Annotated in this window: 20 protein-coding genes; 18 read left to right on the forward strand and 2 right to left on the reverse strand. The window is 28.1% G+C overall.

Annotation, left to right across the window (positions count from 1 at the left end):
- Positions 1–138: 138 nt before the first annotated feature.
- The 8 genes from ACZ5TJ_RS06110 (at position 139) to aspS (ending at position 9,521) form a co-directional block, all read left to right on the forward strand.
- Positions 139–996 carry a DHH family phosphoesterase gene (locus tag ACZ5TJ_RS06110; protein ID WP_464202005.1) on the forward strand — a complete coding sequence of 286 codons (858 nt, stop codon included), beginning with the start codon at positions 139–141 and terminating at the stop codon, positions 994–996.
- 73 nt (positions 997–1,069) lie between these two features.
- Entirely contained in the window at positions 1,070–1,588 is a 519-nt protein-coding gene (locus tag ACZ5TJ_RS06115; protein ID WP_464202006.1) for an adenine phosphoribosyltransferase, read from the forward strand.
- 111 nt (positions 1,589–1,699) lie between these two features.
- Positions 1,700–3,883, forward strand: a complete 2,184-nt coding sequence (locus ACZ5TJ_RS06120; protein ID WP_464202008.1) for a RelA/SpoT family protein — start codon at positions 1,700–1,702, stop codon at positions 3,881–3,883.
- 14 nt (positions 3,884–3,897) lie between these two features.
- Positions 3,898–4,347, forward strand: a complete 450-nt coding sequence (gene dtd / locus ACZ5TJ_RS06125; protein WP_464202010.1) for a D-aminoacyl-tRNA deacylase — start codon at positions 3,898–3,900, stop codon at positions 4,345–4,347.
- Positions 4,348–4,366: 19 nt separating this feature from the next.
- On the forward strand, positions 4,367–4,966 hold the full coding sequence (locus tag ACZ5TJ_RS06130) for an MBL fold metallo-hydrolase (RefSeq protein ID WP_464202011.1): 600 nt from the start codon (positions 4,367–4,369) through the stop codon (positions 4,964–4,966).
- A 9-nt stretch (positions 4,967–4,975) separates the two neighbouring features.
- A complete protein-coding gene (locus ACZ5TJ_RS06135) occupies positions 4,976–6,412 on the forward strand; it encodes a coproporphyrinogen III oxidase (protein ID WP_464202012.1) in 1,437 nt (478 codons plus the stop codon).
- Positions 6,413–6,423: 11 nt separating this feature from the next.
- On the forward strand, positions 6,424–7,674 hold the full coding sequence (gene hisS / locus ACZ5TJ_RS06140) for a histidine--tRNA ligase (protein WP_045726183.1): 1,251 nt from the start codon (positions 6,424–6,426) through the stop codon (positions 7,672–7,674).
- 53 nt (positions 7,675–7,727) lie between these two features.
- Positions 7,728–9,521, forward strand: coding sequence for an aspartate--tRNA ligase (gene aspS / locus ACZ5TJ_RS06145; protein ID WP_464202013.1), 1,794 nt, complete (start codon positions 7,728–7,730; stop codon positions 9,519–9,521).
- A gap of 39 nt (positions 9,522–9,560) precedes the next feature.
- Here aspS and ACZ5TJ_RS06150 read toward each other — a convergent pair whose 3' ends face one another.
- Entirely contained in the window at positions 9,561–9,938 is a 378-nt protein-coding gene (locus ACZ5TJ_RS06150; protein ID WP_464202014.1) for a hypothetical protein, read from the reverse strand.
- Between the two features lie 144 nt (positions 9,939–10,082).
- Here ACZ5TJ_RS06150 and ACZ5TJ_RS06155 point away from each other — a divergent pair, with 144 nt between their 5' ends.
- The 10 genes from ACZ5TJ_RS06155 to ACZ5TJ_RS06200 all read left to right on the forward strand — a co-directional run bounded on the left by ACZ5TJ_RS06155 (position 10,083) and on the right by ACZ5TJ_RS06200 (position 20,807).
- Positions 10,083–10,808, forward strand: a complete 726-nt coding sequence (locus tag ACZ5TJ_RS06155; protein WP_464202015.1) for a hypothetical protein — start codon at positions 10,083–10,085, stop codon at positions 10,806–10,808.
- A 185-nt stretch (positions 10,809–10,993) separates the two neighbouring features.
- Complete coding sequence (locus ACZ5TJ_RS06160; RefSeq protein WP_464202016.1) at positions 10,994–11,779, forward strand: dimethylarginine dimethylaminohydrolase family protein; 786 nt, start codon at positions 10,994–10,996, stop codon at positions 11,777–11,779.
- Positions 11,780–11,911: 132 nt separating this feature from the next.
- On the forward strand, positions 11,912–13,678 hold the full coding sequence (locus ACZ5TJ_RS06165; RefSeq protein WP_464202018.1) for a C40 family peptidase: 1,767 nt from the start codon (positions 11,912–11,914) through the stop codon (positions 13,676–13,678).
- A 146-nt stretch (positions 13,679–13,824) separates the two neighbouring features.
- Positions 13,825–15,123, forward strand: a complete 1,299-nt coding sequence (locus ACZ5TJ_RS06170) for a homoserine dehydrogenase (RefSeq protein WP_464202019.1) — start codon at positions 13,825–13,827, stop codon at positions 15,121–15,123.
- Positions 15,124–15,419: 296 nt separating this feature from the next.
- Positions 15,420–17,012 (forward strand): cell shape-determining protein, encoded by a 1,593-nt coding sequence (locus ACZ5TJ_RS06175; protein WP_464202284.1) that lies wholly within the window; start codon positions 15,420–15,422, stop codon positions 17,010–17,012.
- A gap of 207 nt (positions 17,013–17,219) precedes the next feature.
- Positions 17,220–17,591 (forward strand): GntR family transcriptional regulator, encoded by a 372-nt coding sequence (locus tag ACZ5TJ_RS06180; protein ID WP_464202021.1) that lies wholly within the window; start codon positions 17,220–17,222, stop codon positions 17,589–17,591.
- A 21-nt stretch (positions 17,592–17,612) separates the two neighbouring features.
- Positions 17,613–18,491: an ABC transporter ATP-binding protein gene (locus ACZ5TJ_RS06185; protein WP_464202022.1), complete on the forward strand. Its 879-nt coding sequence runs from the start codon at positions 17,613–17,615 to the stop codon at positions 18,489–18,491.
- A 1-nt stretch (position 18,492) separates the two neighbouring features.
- Entirely contained in the window at positions 18,493–19,113 is a 621-nt protein-coding gene (locus ACZ5TJ_RS06190) for an ABC-2 transporter permease (RefSeq protein WP_464202024.1), read from the forward strand.
- Between the two features lies 1 nt (position 19,114).
- Positions 19,115–19,792, forward strand: coding sequence for an ABC-2 transporter permease (locus tag ACZ5TJ_RS06195; RefSeq protein WP_464202025.1), 678 nt, complete (start codon positions 19,115–19,117; stop codon positions 19,790–19,792).
- Positions 19,793–20,054: 262 nt separating this feature from the next.
- The gene (locus tag ACZ5TJ_RS06200) at positions 20,055–20,807 is read left to right on the forward strand and encodes a MurR/RpiR family transcriptional regulator (RefSeq protein ID WP_464202026.1); all 753 of its coding nucleotides are present in this window, start codon (positions 20,055–20,057) and stop codon (positions 20,805–20,807) included.
- Positions 20,808–20,843: 36 nt separating this feature from the next.
- Here the strand turns inward: ACZ5TJ_RS06200 and gltS are convergent, their stop codons facing one another.
- Complete coding sequence (gltS, locus tag ACZ5TJ_RS06205; RefSeq protein ID WP_464202027.1) at positions 20,844–22,040, reverse strand: sodium/glutamate symporter; 1,197 nt, start codon at positions 22,038–22,040, stop codon at positions 20,844–20,846.
- Between the last annotated feature and the right edge of the window lie 79 nt (positions 22,041–22,119).

Here is a 22,119-nt window from a genome sequence, read left to right on the forward strand (position 1 = left end):
AAACAAGACGTAAAAAATATGAACCTTCAAAACTAAGTTTTGAAGGTTTTATATTTTTTTGTCATAAATATTTGTCAAATTACTTGTTTTAAATTATAATATTATTGTTTTCTAATTTTATGGAGGAGATAGTAAGCGATGCGTAAGTTTTGGGAGAGCATATATTGCCCTAATTACATAAGAGGATATAATCCCTTTATATTAAAAGGTATGAACAAGTCAATAGAACGTCTTGTAACTGCTATTAATAATAGGGAAAGAATCATTATATATGGAACAAACACTGTAGATGGTATTTGTGCAATTGCTTCCTTAAGCTTAGTGCTAAGATACTTGAATGCTGATGTAGAGTACATGATACATGACGGAGGGGAAGAATGTAAGGAAGTAGACACTTTTGATATAAAAACAAAAGTTGACTTTTTAGGAGGAGAGCTACTTATTACATTAGGAGTAGATTTAGTTTCGAAGCAAGAGGTAGAACTTTGTGAAAGCCTAGGTATTGATCTTATAGTTCTTGAGAACAAGAAGACAGACGAGAAAAGGGATTATATTTATATAAATCCTAGACAAAAAGGATGTCAATACAGGTATAAGACTTTATCTATAAGTGCATTAACATTTAAATTAATGCAAGCTATAGCTATTTATTATAATATGAAGAGTATTAATAAATATCTAGATTTAATTTTAATTGGTACTAAATGGGCAGGTTCTTCATCTAGAGGTGAAAATGCAGTTTTCTTAAAAGAAGGCAAGAAATTTCTAGATAATACAAATAATATAGGTTTAAGAGCAATTATTAATTTTAATAACGTTGAAGAACTTGATGATGAGAATATAGATAAAATTATAAATTTATTAACACCAACAACGAGTGCTGTTGGTATGATTAGTAATGCAAGAATTGTTTTAGAGTTATTAACCACAGATGATGAGGATAGAGCACAGCAAATTTCTAAGTATCTATATAATACTAGAATACGCCAAAGATAATCTTGTTATATTAGAGAGAGTATGTGGATAAGAGCATTAAAAAAGTTTAATATGAATAATTGGAGGAATTAATATGAATTTAAAGGATAAGATAAGAGTAATTGATAATTTTCCTAAGGAAGGTATAAGCTTTAAGGATATTACTACATTAATAGGTGACGGAGAAGGTTTAAGAGCATCAGTTGATGAAATAGTAAAGCATTTAAAAGATAAGAAGATTGATTTAGTAGTAGGACCAGAAGCTAGAGGATTCATATTTGGTGTTCCTGTTGCATACGCATTAGGCGTTGGATTTGTTCCAGTTAGAAAGCCAGGTAAATTACCAGGAGAAACACTTTCAATGGCTTATGATTTAGAATATGGCACAGATAATTTAGAAATACACAAAGATGCTATAAAAAAAGGACAAAGAGTTGCAATTGTTGATGATTTATTAGCAACAGGTGGTACTATTGAAGCGGTTGCAAAACTTGTAGAACATGCAGGTGGAGAAGTAGTTTCATTAGATTTTGTAATTGAACTTACAGAATTAAATGGAAGAGGCAAGTTAGAAGGTTATGATGTAATGTCATTAACTCAATATGATGTCTAAAATTATTTGAAAAAGATTTGACAATATTATATAATAATAGATAATGGCTGGTTAGAAAACCAGCCTTTGATTTTAAACAATTATACTATTAAAAGGGAGCGTAATCCTAATATGATAGACGAGTTAATTAAAGTAATCAATGAAAATTGTAATAATGTAGACATTGATGTTATAAAAAAAGCTTATGAGGTTGCTAAAGAAGCTCATAAGGATCAAAAAAGAATATCAGGAGAACCTTACATAACACATCCAATCGATGTTGCTTGTATTTTAGCTGAACTTGGAATGGATACTAGTACAATTGCAGCAGGTCTTTTACATGATGTAATCGAAGATACAGATTATACATATGAGGATATGGCTAGAGAATTTAATGAGGAAATTGCAAACCTAGTTGAAGGGGTAACAAAGCTTGGCAAAATACAGTATAAGACTAAGGAAGAACAACAAGCAGATAATGTTAGAAAAATGCTTTTAGCAATGGCAAAGGATATAAGAGTAATTATTATAAAACTTGCTGATAGACTTCATAATCTTAGAACTCTTAAGTTTATGAAGAAAGAAAAGCAAAAGCAAAAAGCGAAAGAAACATTAGATATATATGCACCACTTGCTCATAGACTAGGTATGTCAAAGATTAAGTGGGAGCTTGAAGATCTTGCTTTTAGATATTTGCATGAAGAAGAATATTATGATTTAGTAAAAAAGATTGCTGAAAAAAGAGTTGAAAGAGAAGAGTATATAGATTCTGTAATAAAGGATTTAGATGATAAACTTCAAGATGCTGGAATAGATGCTGATATTGAGGGAAGACCAAAGCATTTCTATAGTATTTATAGAAAAATGGTAAATAAGCATAAAAGTATAGAGCAGATATTTGATTTAACTGCAATAAGAATATTAGTTAATTCAGTAAAAGATTGCTATGGAGTATTAGGTATAGTTCATACAATATATAAACCTATACCTGGAAGATTTAAAGATTATATTGCTATGCCAAAGCCTAATATGTATCAATCCCTTCATACAACTGTAATCGGACCTCAAGGGAAAACTTTTGAGATACAAATAAGAACTTTTGAAATGCATAAAACTGCTGAGTATGGTATAGCTGCCCATTGGAAGTACAAAGAAGGCGGCGAAGATGATAAAGGCGTTGACTTTGAAACTAAGCTTGCATGGCTTAGAGATATTTTAGAGTGGCAAAAAGAAACTTCAGATGCTGAAGAATTTATAGAAGGCTTTAAAATAGATTTATTTTCAGATGAAGTATTCGTATTTACTCCTAAAGGCGTTGTAATTAACTTAGCAAGTGGTTCAACACCAATAGATTTTGCATATAGGATACATACAGATATAGGCAATAGATGTATTGGTGCTAAAGTTAATGGTAAAATAGTTCCACTTGATTATAAGCTTAAAACAGGAGAAATTGTTGAAATAATAACATCAAAAACAGCACAAGGGCCAAAGATGGATTGGCTAAATATTGCTAAAAGTAATCAAGCAAAAAGTAAGATAAGACAATGGTTTAAGAAAATTAAAAAAGTTGAAAATATAGATAAAGGTAAAGAACTTTTAGAAAAGGAACTAAAAAAGCAAGGTGTTATATTTAATGATATAGCTAAAGGTGATGCTTATGAAAAGATGCAAAAAAGATATAACATTCATAGCATGGAAGATCTTTATTCACGTATAGGTGTTGGAATGATATGTGCATCTAATATAGTTTCAAGACTAAAAGAAGAAAGTATAGATGATAAAGAGAAGCATTCTAAAGAACTAGTAGAAAAAAATATTGAAGAGCAAATTCATAAAAATGAAAAGAAACAATCAAATGATAATAATTACGGAGTAACTGTAAAAGGACTTAGTAACATTATGGTTAGATTCGCAAAATGTTGTAATCCTGTTCCAGGAGATGAGGTTCTTGGATACATTACAAAAGGAAGAGGAGTTTCTATTCATAGAAAAGATTGTAACAATATAAAATCTTTAATAAAAAATGAGAAAGATAAAATTGTAGAAGCTAGTTTTGGAAAAGAAAAAGGTGCTGGATACTTAGCAGAAGTTCAAATTAATGCAGAAGACAGAATGGGTATTATTTCTGATGTAATGCAAGTTATTACTGAAAAGAATTTACCTTTAATGGCCTTAAATGCAAATTCTTCAAAAGGGAATGTTGCAGTAATAAATTTAAAGATTAAAATAAATTCAATTGAACAATTAAAAGAATTTATGAAAAATATAAGAAAAATTAAAGGTGTTCATGACGTATATAGAATGAATAATTAAAGGATGTGTAAATTTTGAGGGCTGTAGTTCAAAGAGTATCTTCATCTAATGTAAAAGTAAATGGAGAAGTAATAGGTAGTATAGGAAGAGGATTAAATGTTTTAATTGGTATATCTAATGATGATACAATTGAAGATTTAAAATATATAAAAGATAAAATTATAAATCTTAGAATATTTGAAGATGAAAATGATAAAATGAATTTTTCTGTATTAGATGTAAAAGGGGAACTTTTAATAATTTCTCAGTTCACGCTATACGGTGATTGTAGAAAAGGTAGAAGACCAAATTTCATGAATGCTAAAGGTGGAGAAGAAGCTAAAGTATTATACCTAAAACTTGTAGAAATGTTACAAGAAACAGGGCTAAATGTTCAAACTGGTGAGTTTGGAGCTGATATGAAAGTTGACATTCAAAATGATGGTCCTGTCACGCTGCTTCTAGATAGCACTAAAAAATTTTAATATTAGGAGATGGTTTTTTATGATTATTAAGACAATACCTGCTGGTATATATGATGCAAACTGTTATATAGTAATTGATGAAAAAACAAGAGAAGCTGGAATAATTGATCCAGGTGGAGATGAAGTTAAACTTTTAGAAATAATAAAAGGATTAAATATTAAACCAAAATTCATTTTATTAACTCATGCGCATTTAGATCATGTTGGAGCAGTTGAGTATTTAAGTGATAAACTTAAAATTCCATTTTACGTACATGAAGCAGAACAAAAATATATAGACAATAAGAGTTATGTATATGGAAGTATAAGAAAAGCAGATGGATATTTAACAGAAGACTTAAGTTTATCTATTGGTGATAAAAAGATTAAAGTAATTCATACTCCAGGACACACAGAAGGAGGAGTATCTTTCTTAATAGGAGATTCATTATTCTCAGGAGATACTTTATTTAATGGTGCAATTGGAAGAACAGATTTTGCTGGAGGAGACTTTGGTAAAATAATAACTAGTATAAAGACTAAATTATTACCTTTAGGAGATTATGTTGATGTATATCCAGGACACGGTCCAAAGTCAACAATTGGATTTGAAAGAAAAAATAATCCATTTTTAAATTAAGGAGAAAATATGATAATAAATATAGGGTTAAATGATTTAAAATACAGATATGATGTTTATCAAATGTTTAATATATATTTTCCTTTAGATGATATTAAATTTCCAAAGGAAGATGAAGTAGATAAATATGATTATGTGATAAAGGTATATGATAATGAAGTTATCTTTGAAAAAGAAGACTTTAAACGTGAAGAGAAGATTAAAGATAATATAAAAGATTCAATAAAACTTCTTATATTTAAAGCTTTAAAAGAAATAACTTCTGATGAATATCCTTGGGGAACTTTAGTTGGTATAAGGCCATCAAAGATTGCCTTAAAGCTTTTAGATGAGGGAAAAACAGAGGAAGAAATAGTAGAATATTTCTATAAAAAATATATGGCTATGGAAGAAAAGGCTAAGCTTTGTATTGATGTTGCAAAATTTGAAGAGAAATTTGTAAACAAAGAGAGAAATAAAATTGCTATATATATTGGAATGGCTTTTTGTCCTACTAGATGTTTATATTGTTCCTTTGCATCTAACCCTATTTCTGGAAATAAGAAATTAGTTAGACCTTATTTAGATGCTCTTTCTAAAGAAATAAGCAAAATAAAAGAATATGTGGATTATAAGAACTTAGAGATAGAAACAGTATACTTTGGTGGGGGTACTCCTACGTCAGTTTCAAATGAAGAGTTTGAAGAAATAATGAATAAGGTTTATAATTCTTTTGTAAAGGACAAAAATATTGTAGAATTTACAGTTGAATGTGGAAGACCAGATTCAATAACTGAAGAAAAACTCAAAACAATGAAAAAGTATGAAGTATCTAGAATAAGTATAAATCCTCAAACTATGAACGATGAAACATTAAAATTAATAGGAAGAAATCATTCATCAGAAGATGTTAAAGAAAAATTTAACATGGCAAGAGCTTTAGGATTTAAAGATATAAATATGGATATGATAATAGGACTTCCAGGAGAAGGACTTGAAAATTCAAAAATTACAGCAGAAGAAATTAAAAATCTTAAGCCAGATAGTTTAACAGTTCATGGACTTTCATTAAAGAGAGGGTCAAGACTTTATGAAAACTTCATTCTAAAAAAAGGTCTCGGAATAAAGAGCCAAGATGAAATAAGCAAAATGTATGAAGAGAGTAAAGAGTTAGCTAAAGATTTAGGATTAATTCCATATTATATGTATAGACAAAAGAATATGGTTGGGAATATGGAAAACTTAGGATATGCAAAAGAAGGCAAAGAATGTATTTATAATATGCAAATGATTGAAGATAAGCAAACTATAATTGCACTTGGTGCTGATGCAGTATCTAAAGTGGTATTTTTAGAAGAAAATAGAATAGAAAGATTCCCAAATGTTAAAGATGTTAGAGAATATATTAATAGAATAGATGAAATGATAGAAGGTAAGATTAATTTACTTGATACATTATACAAATAGGAGGCAATTAGATGGAAATACAAGCACCTAAGGGTACTAAAGATATGTTACCAAGTGATGCTTATAAGTGGCATTACGTTGAAAATATATTTAGAGAAATTTCAAAAAACTTTGGAATAAGAGAAATAAGAACACCAATGTTTGAGCACACTGAATTATTCTTAAGAGGAGTTGGAGAAACTACTGATATAGTTCAAAAAGAAATGTACACTTTTAAGGATAAAGGTGATAGAAGTATAACATTAAAGCCAGAAGGAACTGCACCAGCAGTTAGAGCTTTTATTGAAAATAGATTATTTAATGAAGCACAACCAACAAAGCTTTATTATATTACACCATGCTTTAGATATGAAAAAGCACAAAAAGGTAGATTTAGAGAATTCCATCAATATGGAGTTGAAATGTTTGGTTCAAAAGAACCTTCAATGGATGCAGAAGTTATGGCACTTGCAATGTCAATACTTAAAAAGATTGGCCTTAAAGGACTTAGCCTAAATATAAATAATTTAGGATGTCCTAGTTGTAGACCTAAATACAATGAAGCATTAAAGAAATTCTTAGAAGAAAACTATGAAGGATTATGTCCTACATGTAAGTCAAGATTTAATAAAAATCCAATGAGAATATTAGATTGTAAAGAAAAATCTTGTAAAGAAATTACAAAGAATGCTCCAATAATATTAGATTATATTTGTGAAGAGTGTAGTGATCACTTTGAAAAAGTTAAAGAGTACTTAAATATTTTAGGAATAGAATACAATATAGATCCTTCAATAGTTAGAGGTCTTGATTATTATACTAAGACAATATTTGAAATCTTAAATTCAGACTTCACAGTATGTGGAGGAGGAAGATATGATAAGCTTATAGAAGAAATCGGAGGTCCTGAAACTCCAGCTATAGGTTTTGGAATGGGTATCGAAAGACTTATAATGACAATAGAAAATGAAGGTATCGAAATTCCAAATGAACCACTAGTTGAACTTTATTTAGCATCTAGAGGAGAAGAAGGAGCAAAGGAAGCATTTAGATTAGCTCATAAACTTAGAGAAATTGGAGTTAACTCAGAAATAAACCATGCAGGAAGAAGTTTTAAAGCAGAAATGAAGTATGCAAATAAAATAAATGCAAAGTTTAGTGTTGTTTTAGGTGATGATGAACTTTCAAGCAAAACTGCAAGATTTAAGAGAATGAGTGATGGAGAACAATTTGAATTAAGCTTAGAAGATTTAGAAAAGATCAAGGAAGTTATTAAGGCTTAAGAGTAAAATTAATTTGCTAAAATTATATTAAAATAGATATGGAGGAATCACATATGGCAGAAGCGCTTAGCGGTTTAAAAAGAACAATGATGTGTGGTGAACCTAGAGAAGAACATAAGGGTAAGAAAATTACTCTAATGGGATGGGTTCAAAGAAATAGAAAACTTGGGGGATTACAGTTCATTGATTTAAGAGATAGAACTGGAATAATGCAAGTAGTATTCGGTGACGATGTAAAAGAAGAAGTTTTTGAAAAGGCAAAGGGAGTTAGACCTGAATATTGTATCGCTGTAACTGGTGAAGTAGTACTTAGAGAAGCTCCAAATAAAGATCTAGCAACAGGACTTGTAGAATTAAAATGTGAGGATATAAAAATTCTATCAGAATCAGAAACTCCTCCAATATATATCAAAGAAGATTTAGATGCAGCTGAAAATATAAGATTAAAGTATAGATACTTAGACCTTAGAAGACCAGATATGCAAAAAATATTTATGATTAGAAATAGAACATCAAAGGCAATCAGAGATTACCTAGATAATAACGGATTCTTAGAAGTTGAAACTCCAGTACTTACAAAGAGTACTCCAGAAGGAGCAAGAGACTACTTAGTTCCTTCAAGAAATTATCCAGGAATGTTCTATGCACTTCCTCAATCACCACAAATATTTAAACAATTATTAATGGTTTCAGGATTTGATAAGTACTATCAAATAACTAAATGTTTCAGAGATGAAGATTTAAGAGCAAATAGACAACCAGAATTCACTCAAGTTGACTTAGAAATGAGTTTTGTAGATCAAGAAGATGTAATGGCATTAAATGAAGGTTTAATAGCTCATGTATTTAAAGAAGTATTAGGACATGAAGTTAAACTTCCAATTAAGAGAATGACATTTAAAGAAGCTATGGAAAGCTATGGATCAGATAAGCCAGACTTAAGATTTGGAATGAAAATTCAAAACATCACAGAATCAGTAAAAGATGTTGAATTTAAAGTATTTAGCGATGCTATTTCAAACGGAGGATCAGTTAGAGCTCTTGTAGTTGAAGGCGGAGAATCTATGGGAAGAAAAGACATAGATAGACTTGGAGAGTTCGTTAAGACATACAAAGCAAAAGGTCTTGCATGGATTAAAGTTAAAGAAGATGGAATACAATCACCAATAGCTAAGTTCTTAACAGAAGAACAAATGGCAAATCTTTTAGAAACAGCTGGAGCTAAAAAGGGAGATTTAGTTTTAATAGTTGCAGATAAAAACTCAGTAGTATTCCAAAGCTTAGGTGCTTTAAGATTAGAACTTGCTAAGAAGCTTGATTTAATCAAAGATAAGAATGAATTTAACTTTACATGGATTACAGAATTCCCATTATTCGAGTACAGTGAAGAAGAAGGAAGATATACAGCATGTCACCATCCATTCACAGCTCCAATGGAAGAAGACTTAGAATTCTTAGAAACAGATCCAGGAAAAGTTAGATCAATAGCATATGACTTAGTTTTAAATGGAGAAGAATTAGGTGGTGGATCAATTAGAATTCACGATACTAAACTTCAAGAAAGAATGTTTAAAGCTTTAGGATTCACTATGGAAGAAGCTTGGAAGAGATTTGGATTCTTATTAGAAGCATTTAAATTCGGACCACCACCACACGGCGGATTAGCATTTGGATTAGATAGAATGATAATGTTCTTAGCTGGAACTGAAAACATCAAAGATGTTATAGCATTCCCTAAAAACCAAAATGCATATTGCTATTTAAGTGAAGCTCCAAATATAGTAGATGAAAAACAATTAGAAGAGCTTGGAATAGGAATATTACCAAAAGAAGAAAAAGAAGATTAATAAAAAGACACCTATTTTTTAGGTGTCTTTTTTATAAATCTAAAATATACTTAGTATAATTAAAGTTATTCCTGATAACATTAGTTCTAAACTATGAAGTCTTAAATCAAGTATACTACCAGTAAAAGAATTTTTTAATTTTAATAATTCATTTTCCCTTTTAGCTAAAGCAATTTTGGCTTCTGAAAAGTAAGGTGATTTACTTTGACTTAGAGAGTTAAGTTCTATCATTGCACTATGAGCATCATATAATGAGAAACAACCTATAATAGCTGGAACAAGACCAATACAAAGTAATATGTCATTATAGATGAAGCTAGTAACAAGGGAGATAAAAAAGGCTATAACAAGCTCAAGTAAAAGATAAATAAAAAAACTCTTTAATTTTTCTTTTAGTTCAAACCTTTGAAGTTTCATAGATAAGCCTCCAAAAAACTTTTTGTTACTAAATTATATTCAGTAAATCGTTTTAATGAAACAATTTAGGAGAAATTTGTAGAATATTTTTTTAGTTTTAGGAAAAAATAATTTTTGTATTGATAACAAAGGAGGATATTATATATGAAAAACATATTTAAAAAGAGTATTGTTGCAGCAATATTATTTGTAGGATTATTTTCAATTCCAGCATCTGCACATCCAAGAAAAGGTCCAATATTTATGGGGACTATAAAAAAGGTAGAAGAATGTAAGGATTCAAAGGATATTAAATTATTAGTAGATGGATATATGAATGCTTGTGATGTATATAAAGGTGAAATTATTATAAAAGTTAATGAAAAAACTAAGTTACATGGAAGTTGCAATAAGAAAGATTGTAAGGAAGAAATTAAACTTGAAGTTGGGGATCATATATGTGCAATTTTAGATCAAAAGATAACAAAATCAATTCCACCTCAAGCAAGTGCAAAGAAAATAAAAGTAACAAGTAAAAAAGAGAGAGCAGAAAAAGAAACTAGTGTTAATGATGTTTACTCAGAAGAAGAAAAGAAAGAAGATAAGAAAGCAACTAGTGAAGATGTAAAAGAAGAAAAGAAGGAAGACAAGAAAACAACTAGTGAAGATGTAAAAGAAGAAAAGAAGGAAGACAAGAAAGCAACTAGTGAAGATATAAAAGAAGAAAAGAAAGAAGATAAGAAAACAACTAGTGAAGATATAAAAGAAGAAAAGAAGGAAGATAAGAAAACAACTAGTGAAGATGTAAAAGAAGAAAAGAAGGAAGATAAGAAGACAGCTAGCGAAGATGTAAAAGAAGATAAAGAAAATAAATCAGAAAAAGATAAATAATAAAGAAGAGGGAACAAATTATTTTTGTTAACCCTCTTTTATTTTTTATAAATTTATTAAATATTATAATTTTTGTAGTAGAATATAAATTAATAATATATTGATAAATAATTATAATGAGAGTTATATTATAAGTATAAGGTTATTAAATATAAAAGATTAGTGAGCGAAAGAGGAATGAGAAAATGAAAGATATTAATTATATTTTAATGAGATATCCAAGTTATTTTGAAATCATAGATTATAGAAATCAGCATAAAGATAATATTTCAATGGAAAAAGTTTATGATAATTATAATAGTCTTTTAAATATATTATCAGAAGAAAATATAAAATATTATTTTTTAAATACTGAAAAAGGGGTAAGTGAAGTTTTTACAAGAGATATAGGATTTTCTTTAGAAGGAACTTTATTTGTATGCAAATTAAAAAATAAACATAGAAAAACAGAAACAAAAAAGTTATTAGAACATATAAGAAAAAATAGATTAAAGTATTATGAATTTGAAAATGAAATTGAAGGCGGAGATGTAGTAATAGGGGATTCAAAAATATTTGTTGGACTTAGTCAAAGAACAAGTGAAGAAGCTATATCAGAATTAGAACAGTATTTAGAGGATGTAGGAAGCAAATATAAAGTTATTCCTATAAGATTTGATTCAGTAAGTAAGCTTCATTTAGATTGTGTATTTAACATATTAGATAAAAAGTCAGCAATAGTTTGTGATTATATTTATGATATTGAAACGATAGAAAAAGAGTTTAAAAATATTTATTATGTATCAAAGAAAAGTGCTGATAATTTAGGAATTAATATAATTACATTAGATAAAAAGAGGGTTATATGTAGTGATACAGAAGCTACTAGAATACTTAGAAAAAATGGATATAAAGTATTACAATGTGAGTATGATGAAATTATAAAAGCAGGTGGAGGAATAGGATGTAGTACACTTCCAATAAGAATTTAATATAAAATGTTACATAATTGTTACTTTTGGATAAAAAGTTACAAAATGATTAAAAATTCCTTTAAATATATATGAAAGTAGGGTAAAATGTAAAGGTATAGTGTTATAATTTGGGTATATGGGAGTGATATAATGGATAATAAAAAGAAAATTATGGCATTAGTTTTAGCTACATCTGCAGGAACAGGTGCTGTTTTAATACAAGATGGAAAGATAGCTCATGCAGATGACTTACATAAATCAATGCTTTCAGAAAAAATGTCAAATACAGGTGAGGTTATAAATATTTCTAGTTGTTTAAGAGTAAGAGCTAAGTCAAATACTAGTTCAGAAATTATAGGATATTTATATAATGGAAATAAAGTGAACATTAAAGGCAAAGAAGGAAGCTTTTATAAAATAGATTACGAAGGAAAAGAAGGCTTTGTTCATGAGGATTATGTAAAGCTTGGCTCTAATAACTCAAATAACACAAATTCTTCAGGAAAAGGTAAAGTTATAAATATAAGTAGTAGCCTTAGAATGAGGAGTGGAGCGGGTACAAATCACTCTACAATAGGATATTTATATGAAGGAAATACTTTTGATATTTTAGGAAAATCAGGCGATTGGTATAAAATAAAAGCAAATGGAAAAACAGGATACGTATATGGAGAATATGTAGAAGTTATAGGTAGTGGTCATAATAGCAATAATAATAGCAATAATACTAACAATAATAACACTAGCGTTAATAATAAAATGGGACAAGTTAAAAATGTTTCAAGTAGTTTAAGAATAAGAAGTGGTGCTGGTACTAATCATTCCGTTGTTGGTTATCTTTCAAATGGAGATAAATTTAAAATACTAGAGAAAAGTGGCTCATGGTATAAAATAAACGGAAATGGTACTATAGGATACGTTCATAGTGACTATGTTGCTATAGTTGGAGAAAGTAGCAATACTAACAATAGTAGTAATAATAATCATGAAACAAGTGAAAAATCAATTGGAAAGGTTATAAATATATCATCTAATTTAAGAATTAGAAATGCACCGAGTACAAATAGTTCAGTTGTTGGATATTTATTAAATGGACAAACATTTAATATTACTGGTAAATCAGGATCATTCTATAAAATTAATCATAATGGAACGACTGGATACGTTCACCAAGATTATGTACAAATTGTTGGTAGCGGAAATAGTTCAAATAGCGGAAATTCAAACAGTGGAAGCGAAAGTGCTGTTAATCAATATGGTAAGCTAGTTAATGTTTCAACTAGTTTAAGGCTTAGGAAAGAACCAAATACAAGTAGTTCGGTTATTGGATACTTAGTACCAGGAGAAGTATTTAAAATTGAAAGTAAACATGGAAATTGGTATAAAGTAAATTCAAATGGTAAAACAGGCTATGCAAGTGCTGATTATATTAGAATAGTAGATAAAAATTCTGAAACATCTACATCAGCAACTACTGAAAATTTAATTAATATATTAAAGGCACAAATAGGATCACCTTATATGTGGGGTGGTAAGGGTGAGTTTATCACAACAGAAAGTATAAGAATGTTTAAGAATACTTTCCCAAATGAAGCTGCACAAGGAAAATATGATATACCATCTAAATATATAAATAGTGGATATAGAGCTTTCGACTGCTCAGGATTATTTTATTGGGGCTTTAAACAAATTGGAATTAATATTGGAGGATCAACTTATTCTCAAATAAATAATGGTAGAGAAGTAGCAGTAAATGATGCAAGGCCTGGAGATTTATTATTCTATGGAAATTTACAACACGTTGGTATGTATCTTGGAAATGGAAAATGGATTGAAGCTCCAAAGTCACATGATTATGTTAAGATAGCAAATGTACCATGGAGTAGAATAGGAAGAGTTAGAAGAATAATAGACTAGCATTTAGAAGTATCAGTTAAGTATTTAACTGATACTTTTTTTATAAAAAAATATAAAAAGCAATAATCTATGGAAAAGAAATACATTTAATTGTATAATTAGAATTGTATTACAATTGGGGCATTTTATAAAAGGGGGTATAAATTATGAAAAAAGTTAATATTGCATTACTAGGTCTTGGTAATGTTGGACGCGGTGTCTGGATGATATTAAACTCTAATAAAGAAGAAGTTTTTAAACGTTCTGGTTATGAAGTTGTAGTATCAAAAGTCCTTGTAAGAGATGTTGAAAAAGATAGAGGTGTAGAAGTTCCAAAGGAGCTTTTAACAACAGATTTTAATGAAATTTTAAATGATGACTCTATAAAAATAGTAATTGAAGTTATGGGAGGTATTGAACCTGCTAGAGGATACATGCTTAAGTGTATGGAAAGAAAAAAACATATAGTAACTGCAAATAAAATGCTTCTTGCAACAAGAGGAGACGAATTATTTGAAAAGGCTGATGAAGTTGGGGTAATGTTCCAATATGAAGCAAGTGTAGCTGGAGGTATTCCAATTATACAAGGAATAAATGAAAGCTTAACTGCGAACAAAGTGATGGAAATGTACGGCATAATAAATGGAACAACAAATTATATATTAACAAAGATGGAACTAGAAGGGCTAACTTTTGATGAAGCTTTAAAAGGGGCACAAGAAAAAGGATATGCTGAAGCGGATCCAACATCAGATATAGAAGGATTTGATGCTCAGTATAAACTTGCAATACTTTCATCATTAGCGTTTGGAACAAAAATAGATGTTGAGAGCGTATATAGAGAAGGAATAACTAATATAAAGCCTATTGACATTGAATATGCAAAAGTATTTAAAAAGGTTATTAAACTTTTAGCAACAGTAAAAGATAAAAATGGAAAATTAGAGATGAGAGTTCATCCTACAATGATTCCTGAAAATCATCCTCTTGCAAATGTATATGATTCATTTAATGCAGTTTTCGTTAAAGGTAATGCAGTTGGAGACTTAATGTTTTATGGAAGAGGTGCAGGGGATTTACCTACAGGAAGTGCTGTAGTAAGTGATATGATTAATATATTAAAGAATGGATTAAATAATGAGAACTTACAATCTGTGACTAAGAATAACTTATGGGATAAAGAAATAAGAGATATGAGAGGTGTAGAGAGTAAATACTATATAAGAATATGTGTATTAGATGAATCAGGTGTACTTGGAGATATTACAGCTATATTTGGAGAATATGATGTAAGCTTGGGATCAGTAATACAAAGAGGCGAAAATAGAGAACCTAATGAGGTTGATCTAGTTTTAGTAACACATAAATGCAGAGAATCTCAAATTATAAATGCAATAGATGATATATATGAACTTAAAACTGTTAAAAAGATTGAAAATATAATAAGAATTGAAGATTTCAATTAAAAGAATTAAAGTGCTAATCTGTTATCTTAAAATGGATTAGCGCTTATTATTTTTAATTAGTGAAGATAATATGAATAATTTTTGATTTTATATAGTATTTATTATTACATTATGATATAATTTATACAATTTAAAGAATAAGGAGAATGATTATGAATAATAGAGGGGATTTTTCTGAGATTTTTGAATTTATAAATAAGATTAAAAATTCAAAAAGCAAAATAAATAACATAAATAAATGTGGAAAGGCATCTTTTAAAGGATATTTAAAATGGCTTTTAATATCTTATTTAGTTATGGGAGTAATATTATTTTTACAAAATAAACTTATATTTGATTTCTCAATTAGTTTTTTAGCTATAATAATTCCATTTGCTTTATGTAGCATAATTTATGGTGTTACTCATTTTAGTAAAAAGTATATTACTTTAGGTGGAGCTAGTATATTGTTATATGTTGTTATTATGATATTATGCAGTCCACTTGTAAGTTATAAAGCACATAGAGAGTTATTAGGTAATGTAGATGGAGTTGAATTCTCAAGTCAGATAAAGCATATTGACTTAAAGCAATTACCAACTATAGATAAAGAACTGGCGGACAAGCTTGCAGATAAAAAGCTTGGGGAAATTCCAAGCCTGGGTAGCCAAGTTTATATTGGAGATTTAACACTTCAAAGCATAAATGGAGAACTTTATTATGTTGCACCACTTGAACACTCATCTTTATTTAAATGGATAACAAATCATAAAGGAACACCAGGATATGTTAAAGTAAGTGCAACTAACCAAAATGATGTTCAATTAGTAACAGAATTAAATGGTGAACCGTTAAATATTAAATACCTAGAATCATCATACTTATTAACAGATTTAGATAGAGCTGCTTTTTTAAGAGATATGAAAGCTCAACATACTGATTATACATTTGAACTTGATGATGAAGGAAAACCTTACTGGGTTATTACAAGATACGATACTGGAGTTGGTGTAACTGAAAAGAAAGCTATAGGAGCTTTAATAATTGATGCACAAACTGGAGAATCTGAAATTTATGATATTGATAATATGCCAAAATGGGTTGATAGAATACAACCAGATAAATTTATAAAAAATTATATAGATAAATGGGGTACATTAGTTCATGGAGTATTTAACTTTAGTGATAAGGATAAGCTTGTATCAACTGAAGGAATGAACTTAATATATAACAATGATGAATGTTATTACTATACAGGTATAACATCAGTAGGTAATGATGAAGGTTTAGTTGGATTTACATTAACTAATACAAGAGATGGTAAAACTACTATGTATAAGACAGCAGGAGCTACAGAAAGCGCAGCTATGAAATCCGCTGAAGGTAAAGTTCAGCAATACAAATATACAGCTACTTTCCCATATTTAATAAACATTCAAAATGAACCAACTTACTTTATGACATTAAAAGATGCTAATGGACTAGTTAAAAACTATGCTATGGTTAATGTTAAAAATTATAATACAGTAGCAGTAGGAGATTCACTTCAAGCAACACTTAATAAGTATTTAGAAGTATTAACAAATACAAACATTTCACTTGAAGGTAGTGATAGTGCAAAGACTATTGAAGGGGAAATAGAAAGAGTTGGTTTAGTTATAAAAGAAGGATCTAGTATATACGATATTAAACTAAAAAATGATAATAATATATATTCAGTTTCAACTGAAACTGCAAGAGAAGTTTCTTTAAGTAAACCAGGCGATAAAGTTAAGATTGAATATATGAATGTTGGAGATTCTAGATATATAATTGTAAATTCGTTTGAAAATGCAAATACTTCTTCTAAAGATAAAAATGATTCAAAAAAAGAAGAGAAGAAAGTTAACGAAGAGGTAAAAGCTGAATAATTTAAATTAATAATAATCAATAGAGGATAGAAAGTATATTTTATACTTATCTATCCTCTATTTTATTTAAGATAAATTTCAATATTAAATAAATATAAATTATGGGAAAAATAAAAAAATATGATAAAAGGTATTGATTTTATATTTTAGTGTGTATATACTGTATATATAGAATATATACAGTATATACACGGAAGAGGTGAAATAATGAATATAATCATTTCAAATACTTCAGGAGTGCCAATATATGAACAAATATCAAAAGCTATAAGAAATGAGATTATAAGTGGATATTTTAAAGAAGATGATATATTACCATCAATAAGAAGTTTAGCGTCTGAACTTAGAGTGAGTGTAATAACTACTAAAAGGGCATATGAAGAGTTAGAAAAGGAAGGGATCATATATACGGTTAAAGGAAAAGGTTCATATGTAGCAAGGCAAAATAAAGAGATTTTAATGGAAGAAAAACTTAGGGAAATTGAGTGTAAATTAACAGAAGCAATTGAGATAGCAAATAGCATAGGATTAGATTTTGATGAACTTATAGAGATTTTTAAAACTTTAAAAGAATTTTAAATGAAAATAGGGGTGTAATTTATGAAAGATTATAAAAATGCTTTAGAGGTCAATAAGATAACTAAAAACTATAAAGGATTTTCATTAGATAATGTAACTTTTAATTTAAAAAAGGGTTTTATTATGGGACTTGTTGGTCCAAATGGAGCAGGTAAAACAACAACAATAAAAGCTATAATGAATTTAATTAATTTAAATAGCGGAAATATTAAAATATTCGAAGAAGATTTAAAGAAAAATGAAATAGAGATAAAAGATAGAATAGGCTTTGTTTATGATGAATGTAGTTCATTTGAAGATTTTTCAATAGAGTATAACAAAAAAATAATAGCACCATTTTATTCAAGATGGAATGAGAATAAATTTAATGAGTATTTAAAAATGTTTAAGTTAGATAAAAGGAAGAAAGTTAAAGATTTATCTAAAGGGCAAAAGATGAGATTTTCATTAGCTATAGCATTATCTCATGAGGCAGAACTTTTAATATTAGATGAACCAACATCAGGATTAGATCCTGTGTTTAGAAGTGAATTATTAGATTTATTCTTTGAGCTTATAAAAGATGGTGAATTATCAATATTATATTCAACTCATATAACAACAGATTTAGAAAAACTTGATGATTATATTACATTTATAAAAGATGGAAAAGTAGAGTTTTCTAAAGAAAAAGATATTCTTTTAGAAGAATATTCTATTATAAAAGGTTCAGTAGATGATATCACAGAGGAAATTAGAAAAGAGTTAATAGGAGAAAGAGCTTCTAGATATAATTTTGAAGCTTTAATTAAAAATAAAAATGACTTTATAAAGAAATATGGAAGTAACTTTGTATTTGAAAGAGCAAGTATTGATGATATTATTGTGTTTTATTCAAAAAAGGGGAAGGGGTTAATATAATATGATAAATTTGCTTAAAATGGAGTTTTTAGTACAAAAGAAGTTTCTTAAAGGATTAATTTTAATGATTTTATTTACTACCTATATATCTTTAGTAAGTGGGGGAACTCAGAGTATATATTTAATAAGTACTATGATTGTATTTATTTTAGTTTTAACAACTATTGAGGTAGAGAAAAGGAGTAATTTTAATTTATGTATTAACTCAATGCCTATTAAAAGGAGTGATTATATAACAGCAAAATATATAAGTGCCCTTATGTATATAATTTCTGCAAATATGATGTTCTTTATCCTTTTTAAAGGATTGAATATCATATTAAAAAATGAAATGTTCTCTTTAGATATAAACTCTATAATATTAGTTATATCAGTTCAAACACTATATATGAGTATTATTATACCTATCTTTATTTTCTTAAATCCTAAGTATTATAGATTTGCTAATATGCTTATAATAGGAGGAACTACCTCTATTGTTGTAATTTTATCTGAAGAAAATATATTAATGGATCTTTTAAGTAATACAAAGAGTATAACATTTTTATGTATAAGTTCTGCAGTGTTTATTTTATCTTGGATAGTTACTAATTTAATTTATGAAAAAAGGGATGTGAAGTAGTATGTTTAAGTTAGTATTAAGAGATTTAATGATTCAAATGAAAATGTTTTTTGGCTATGTAATATGTCTTATATTTTTAACAGCTATTTTTATTATAGGAATAAAAAATGACTCAATAACATCAGAAGAGATTTACTTACAATTTAATATTTCATATTTATTTATAATAATGATATTCCCTTTAAATAGTATAAATTATATAATAGCTAAAACAACAGGAAAGAGAAACAGTATTAATATGATTTTAAGGTCTCTTCCTATAAGTAGTAAAGATATAGTTAAAAGTAAAATAGGAACTCCACTTGCTATATTCTTTTTATATGGAATTGCATCTATTATACCAATTGGGATTTTATCTATGTATATTGGGGAAAATATAATTACTTTCGAAGCAATATTATTAATTTTTATAGGTTTTTATTGTACTTCAGTTTTTAATATGGTTCTTAATTTATTATATCCAGAAAGTACTATGATTTATTATATTAGGATTATACCTATATTTTTAGTTATAGGATTTGTAACATTGTTAAGAAAGTTATTTTTATCACAAGCAGAATTAACATTAATTTTAGAGAATTTAAATGTTGTTTTAATATTAATGACTATGCTAGTTATAGTAATAAGTATTTTATCAATTAATATAGTTACAAAGAAATACAAAACAATGGAAATATGAGAAAATAGGACACCGAATATAGTTTATAAACTATATTTAGTGTCTTATTTAATTACATAAATAAAAAATTTCCCAACTAATACTGTTTCTCCATAATGGTTTGTACATCTTATTTAATTACATAAATAAAAAATTTCCCTAAAAATTTAATAAAATTGTGGCAAATTTATCTGAAATTAAGATGTAAAAAGTGAAAAATAAATTGTTTTATGATAAAGTTAATTCGGAAATGATTACGTGACTATGGAAAGGATGGACGGGTATGAGTTTACAAAAGAGAATATCAAGTTATAATAAAAATCTTACAAGATTAGAGAGTGACTTATTAGATAAATTGCTTAAAAATAAAGATAAATTTAACTACAAAACATTTACCATAGAGAATATAGCGGAAATTTTTTCAACAAGTACAAGTACAATTCATAGAATATCTAAAAAATTAGAATATAAAAGTTTCATACAATTTAAGGATGATTATTTTGAAAAAAATAGATTTGGGGAAGAGAAAAAAGAAATTTTAGAAAATTCATACATGAATTCAATTATGGAGACTTATAATTTAGTATCTATGGGACTTAAAGAAGAAATACTTGATAAGATGGAAAAATGCAAAAAAATTACGTTATATTCAGTAGGTATTAATAAATATCTTGGAAGAATATTTAAATTAAAACTTCAAAATCTAGGAATACCAGTTGATGCACATGATGATCCAAGATTTATGTCACTTTCAAGTAAAATATTAAGACGTCATGATGATCTTGTATTTATACTCTCAAGAAGTGGTGAAACTAAAGCATTACTTGAAGTTTTAGTTGAAGCTAATTTAAATGGTGTAGATGTTATACTTATAACAGCAAATAAAGGTTCAACATTTGAAAGACTATGTAAGTATGTTATATATACAGGGGTAGATAGCAATATAGATGACGAAGACACAAGGGTAAATTCACACATAGCAATGGATCTTATAATTAGAAGATTTGAAGAGAAGTATAGAAAAACTAACAAATAAAAGCTTAGAAGAATTGTCTCTTCTAAGCTTTTATTTTTAATGAAGTATGTTTATAAACAATGTGATAACAGCAGAGTTTACAAAATCTATAAATAGACATCCGATTATAGGGACTACTAAGTATGGAGTAGGGGCAAATCCAAATTTACTTGTTAATGCATCCATATTTGCTACAGCATTAGGTGTAGCACCCATACCAAATCCACAGTTAGCAGATGCAAATACAGCAGCCTCATAATCTCTTCCCATAACTCTAAATGTTATAAAGTATGCGAATAATCCCATAAGAACAGTTTGTCCAATTAACATAACAATCATAGGTAATGCTAGATCGAAAAGTTCCCATAATTTTAATCCCATAAGAGCCATTGACAAGAAGAAGGAAAGGCTGATTCCACCAATTACTTCAATTTCTTTTTCTTCAATAGTAATTTTCTTAGCATCTAGAACATTTCTTATAATTGCAGCTGCAATCATTGCACCTATATAAGACGGGAATGTTAACCCTAGATCTTGTATAAAGCCTGATATTATAGATCCTATACCCATTGCAATAAAAATCCATGATATACCTTTCATGATCTTTTTATTACATAATATAGCTTGGTTATCTTCATGGAAATCACTTACTGGAATTGAATGATCTTGTGATTCTTTTGGTGTTTTTAGATTTTTTCTCTCAATTAGAGATTTAGCGACAAATCCACCAACTAAACTACCCATTATAAGACCAAATGTTGCAGAAGCAAATGATACTGTTGTTGCACCAGATACACCCATCTCTTCAAGAAGAGGTCCAAAGGAACCTGCTGTACCATGTCCACCTATCATAGGTATTGAAGCAGTACAAAGACCAAGAAGGGGATCTAGATTAAATAGTTTTGCTAAAAATGCTCCTAATGTATCTTGAGATATTACTAATAATATTGATAATACAAGGAATATTAAAACATTAAGTCCACCTTTTTTTAATATTTTAACGCTAGCTGTAAATCCTACACTTGTAAAGAATGCGGTCATAAAAATATTTTGTAGTGTTGTATCTAATGTGATTGTTGCAATATTTGTAATTCTTAAAATAAGAATTAATATTGAAAAAATAAGCCCACCAACAACTGGAGCTGGTATACAGTATTTAGATAAGAATTTAACTTTATCTTTTAAATATTTACCGAAATAAAATACTATTGTTGCTAATGCCATTGTTTGAAATATATCAAATCTAATTTCCATTTATATTCATCTCCTTTTTAAATTTTATGTTGCATATATACGGTGATCAAAAATTCAATATGGAGAATTTTCTGTATAT

It is taken from the genome of Clostridium budayi, from assembly GCF_055396605.1.

Excerpts from the sequence above, each read along its gene's own strand:
- ACZ5TJ_RS06160 (WP_464202016.1), top strand. The coding sequence starts at position 10,994 with ATGAAAGATATTAATTATATTTTAATGAGATATCCAAGTTATTTTGAA.
- ACZ5TJ_RS06165 (WP_464202018.1), top strand. The coding sequence starts at position 11,912 with ATGGATAATAAAAAGAAAATTATGGCATTAGTTTTAGCTACATCTGCA.
- ACZ5TJ_RS06135 (WP_464202012.1), top strand. The coding sequence starts at position 4,976 with ATGATAATAAATATAGGGTTAAATGATTTAAAATACAGATATGATGTT.
- ACZ5TJ_RS06170 (WP_464202019.1), top strand. The coding sequence starts at position 13,825 with ATGAAAAAAGTTAATATTGCATTACTAGGTCTTGGTAATGTTGGACGC.
- gltS (WP_464202027.1), bottom strand. The coding sequence starts at position 22,040 with ATGGAAATTAGATTTGATATATTTCAAACAATGGCATTAGCAACAATA.
- ACZ5TJ_RS06120 (WP_464202008.1), top strand. The coding sequence starts at position 1,700 with ATGATAGACGAGTTAATTAAAGTAATCAATGAAAATTGTAATAATGTA.
- ACZ5TJ_RS06195 (WP_464202025.1), top strand. The coding sequence starts at position 19,115 with ATGTTTAAGTTAGTATTAAGAGATTTAATGATTCAAATGAAAATGTTT.
- aspS (WP_464202013.1), top strand. The coding sequence starts at position 7,728 with ATGGCAGAAGCGCTTAGCGGTTTAAAAAGAACAATGATGTGTGGTGAA.
- ACZ5TJ_RS06180 (WP_464202021.1), top strand. The coding sequence starts at position 17,220 with ATGAATATAATCATTTCAAATACTTCAGGAGTGCCAATATATGAACAA.
- ACZ5TJ_RS06110 (WP_464202005.1), top strand. The coding sequence starts at position 139 with ATGCGTAAGTTTTGGGAGAGCATATATTGCCCTAATTACATAAGAGGA.
- ACZ5TJ_RS06115 (WP_464202006.1), top strand. The coding sequence starts at position 1,070 with ATGAATTTAAAGGATAAGATAAGAGTAATTGATAATTTTCCTAAGGAA.
- ACZ5TJ_RS06150 (WP_464202014.1), bottom strand. The coding sequence starts at position 9,938 with ATGAAACTTCAAAGGTTTGAACTAAAAGAAAAATTAAAGAGTTTTTTT.
- ACZ5TJ_RS06175 (WP_464202284.1), top strand. The coding sequence starts at position 15,420 with ATGGGAGTAATATTATTTTTACAAAATAAACTTATATTTGATTTCTCA.
- ACZ5TJ_RS06155 (WP_464202015.1), top strand. The coding sequence starts at position 10,083 with ATGAAAAACATATTTAAAAAGAGTATTGTTGCAGCAATATTATTTGTA.
- ACZ5TJ_RS06130 (WP_464202011.1), top strand. The coding sequence starts at position 4,367 with ATGATTATTAAGACAATACCTGCTGGTATATATGATGCAAACTGTTAT.
- hisS (WP_045726183.1), top strand. The coding sequence starts at position 6,424 with ATGGAAATACAAGCACCTAAGGGTACTAAAGATATGTTACCAAGTGAT.
- ACZ5TJ_RS06190 (WP_464202024.1), top strand. The coding sequence starts at position 18,493 with ATGATAAATTTGCTTAAAATGGAGTTTTTAGTACAAAAGAAGTTTCTT.
- ACZ5TJ_RS06185 (WP_464202022.1), top strand. The coding sequence starts at position 17,613 with ATGAAAGATTATAAAAATGCTTTAGAGGTCAATAAGATAACTAAAAAC.
- ACZ5TJ_RS06200 (WP_464202026.1), top strand. The coding sequence starts at position 20,055 with ATGAGTTTACAAAAGAGAATATCAAGTTATAATAAAAATCTTACAAGA.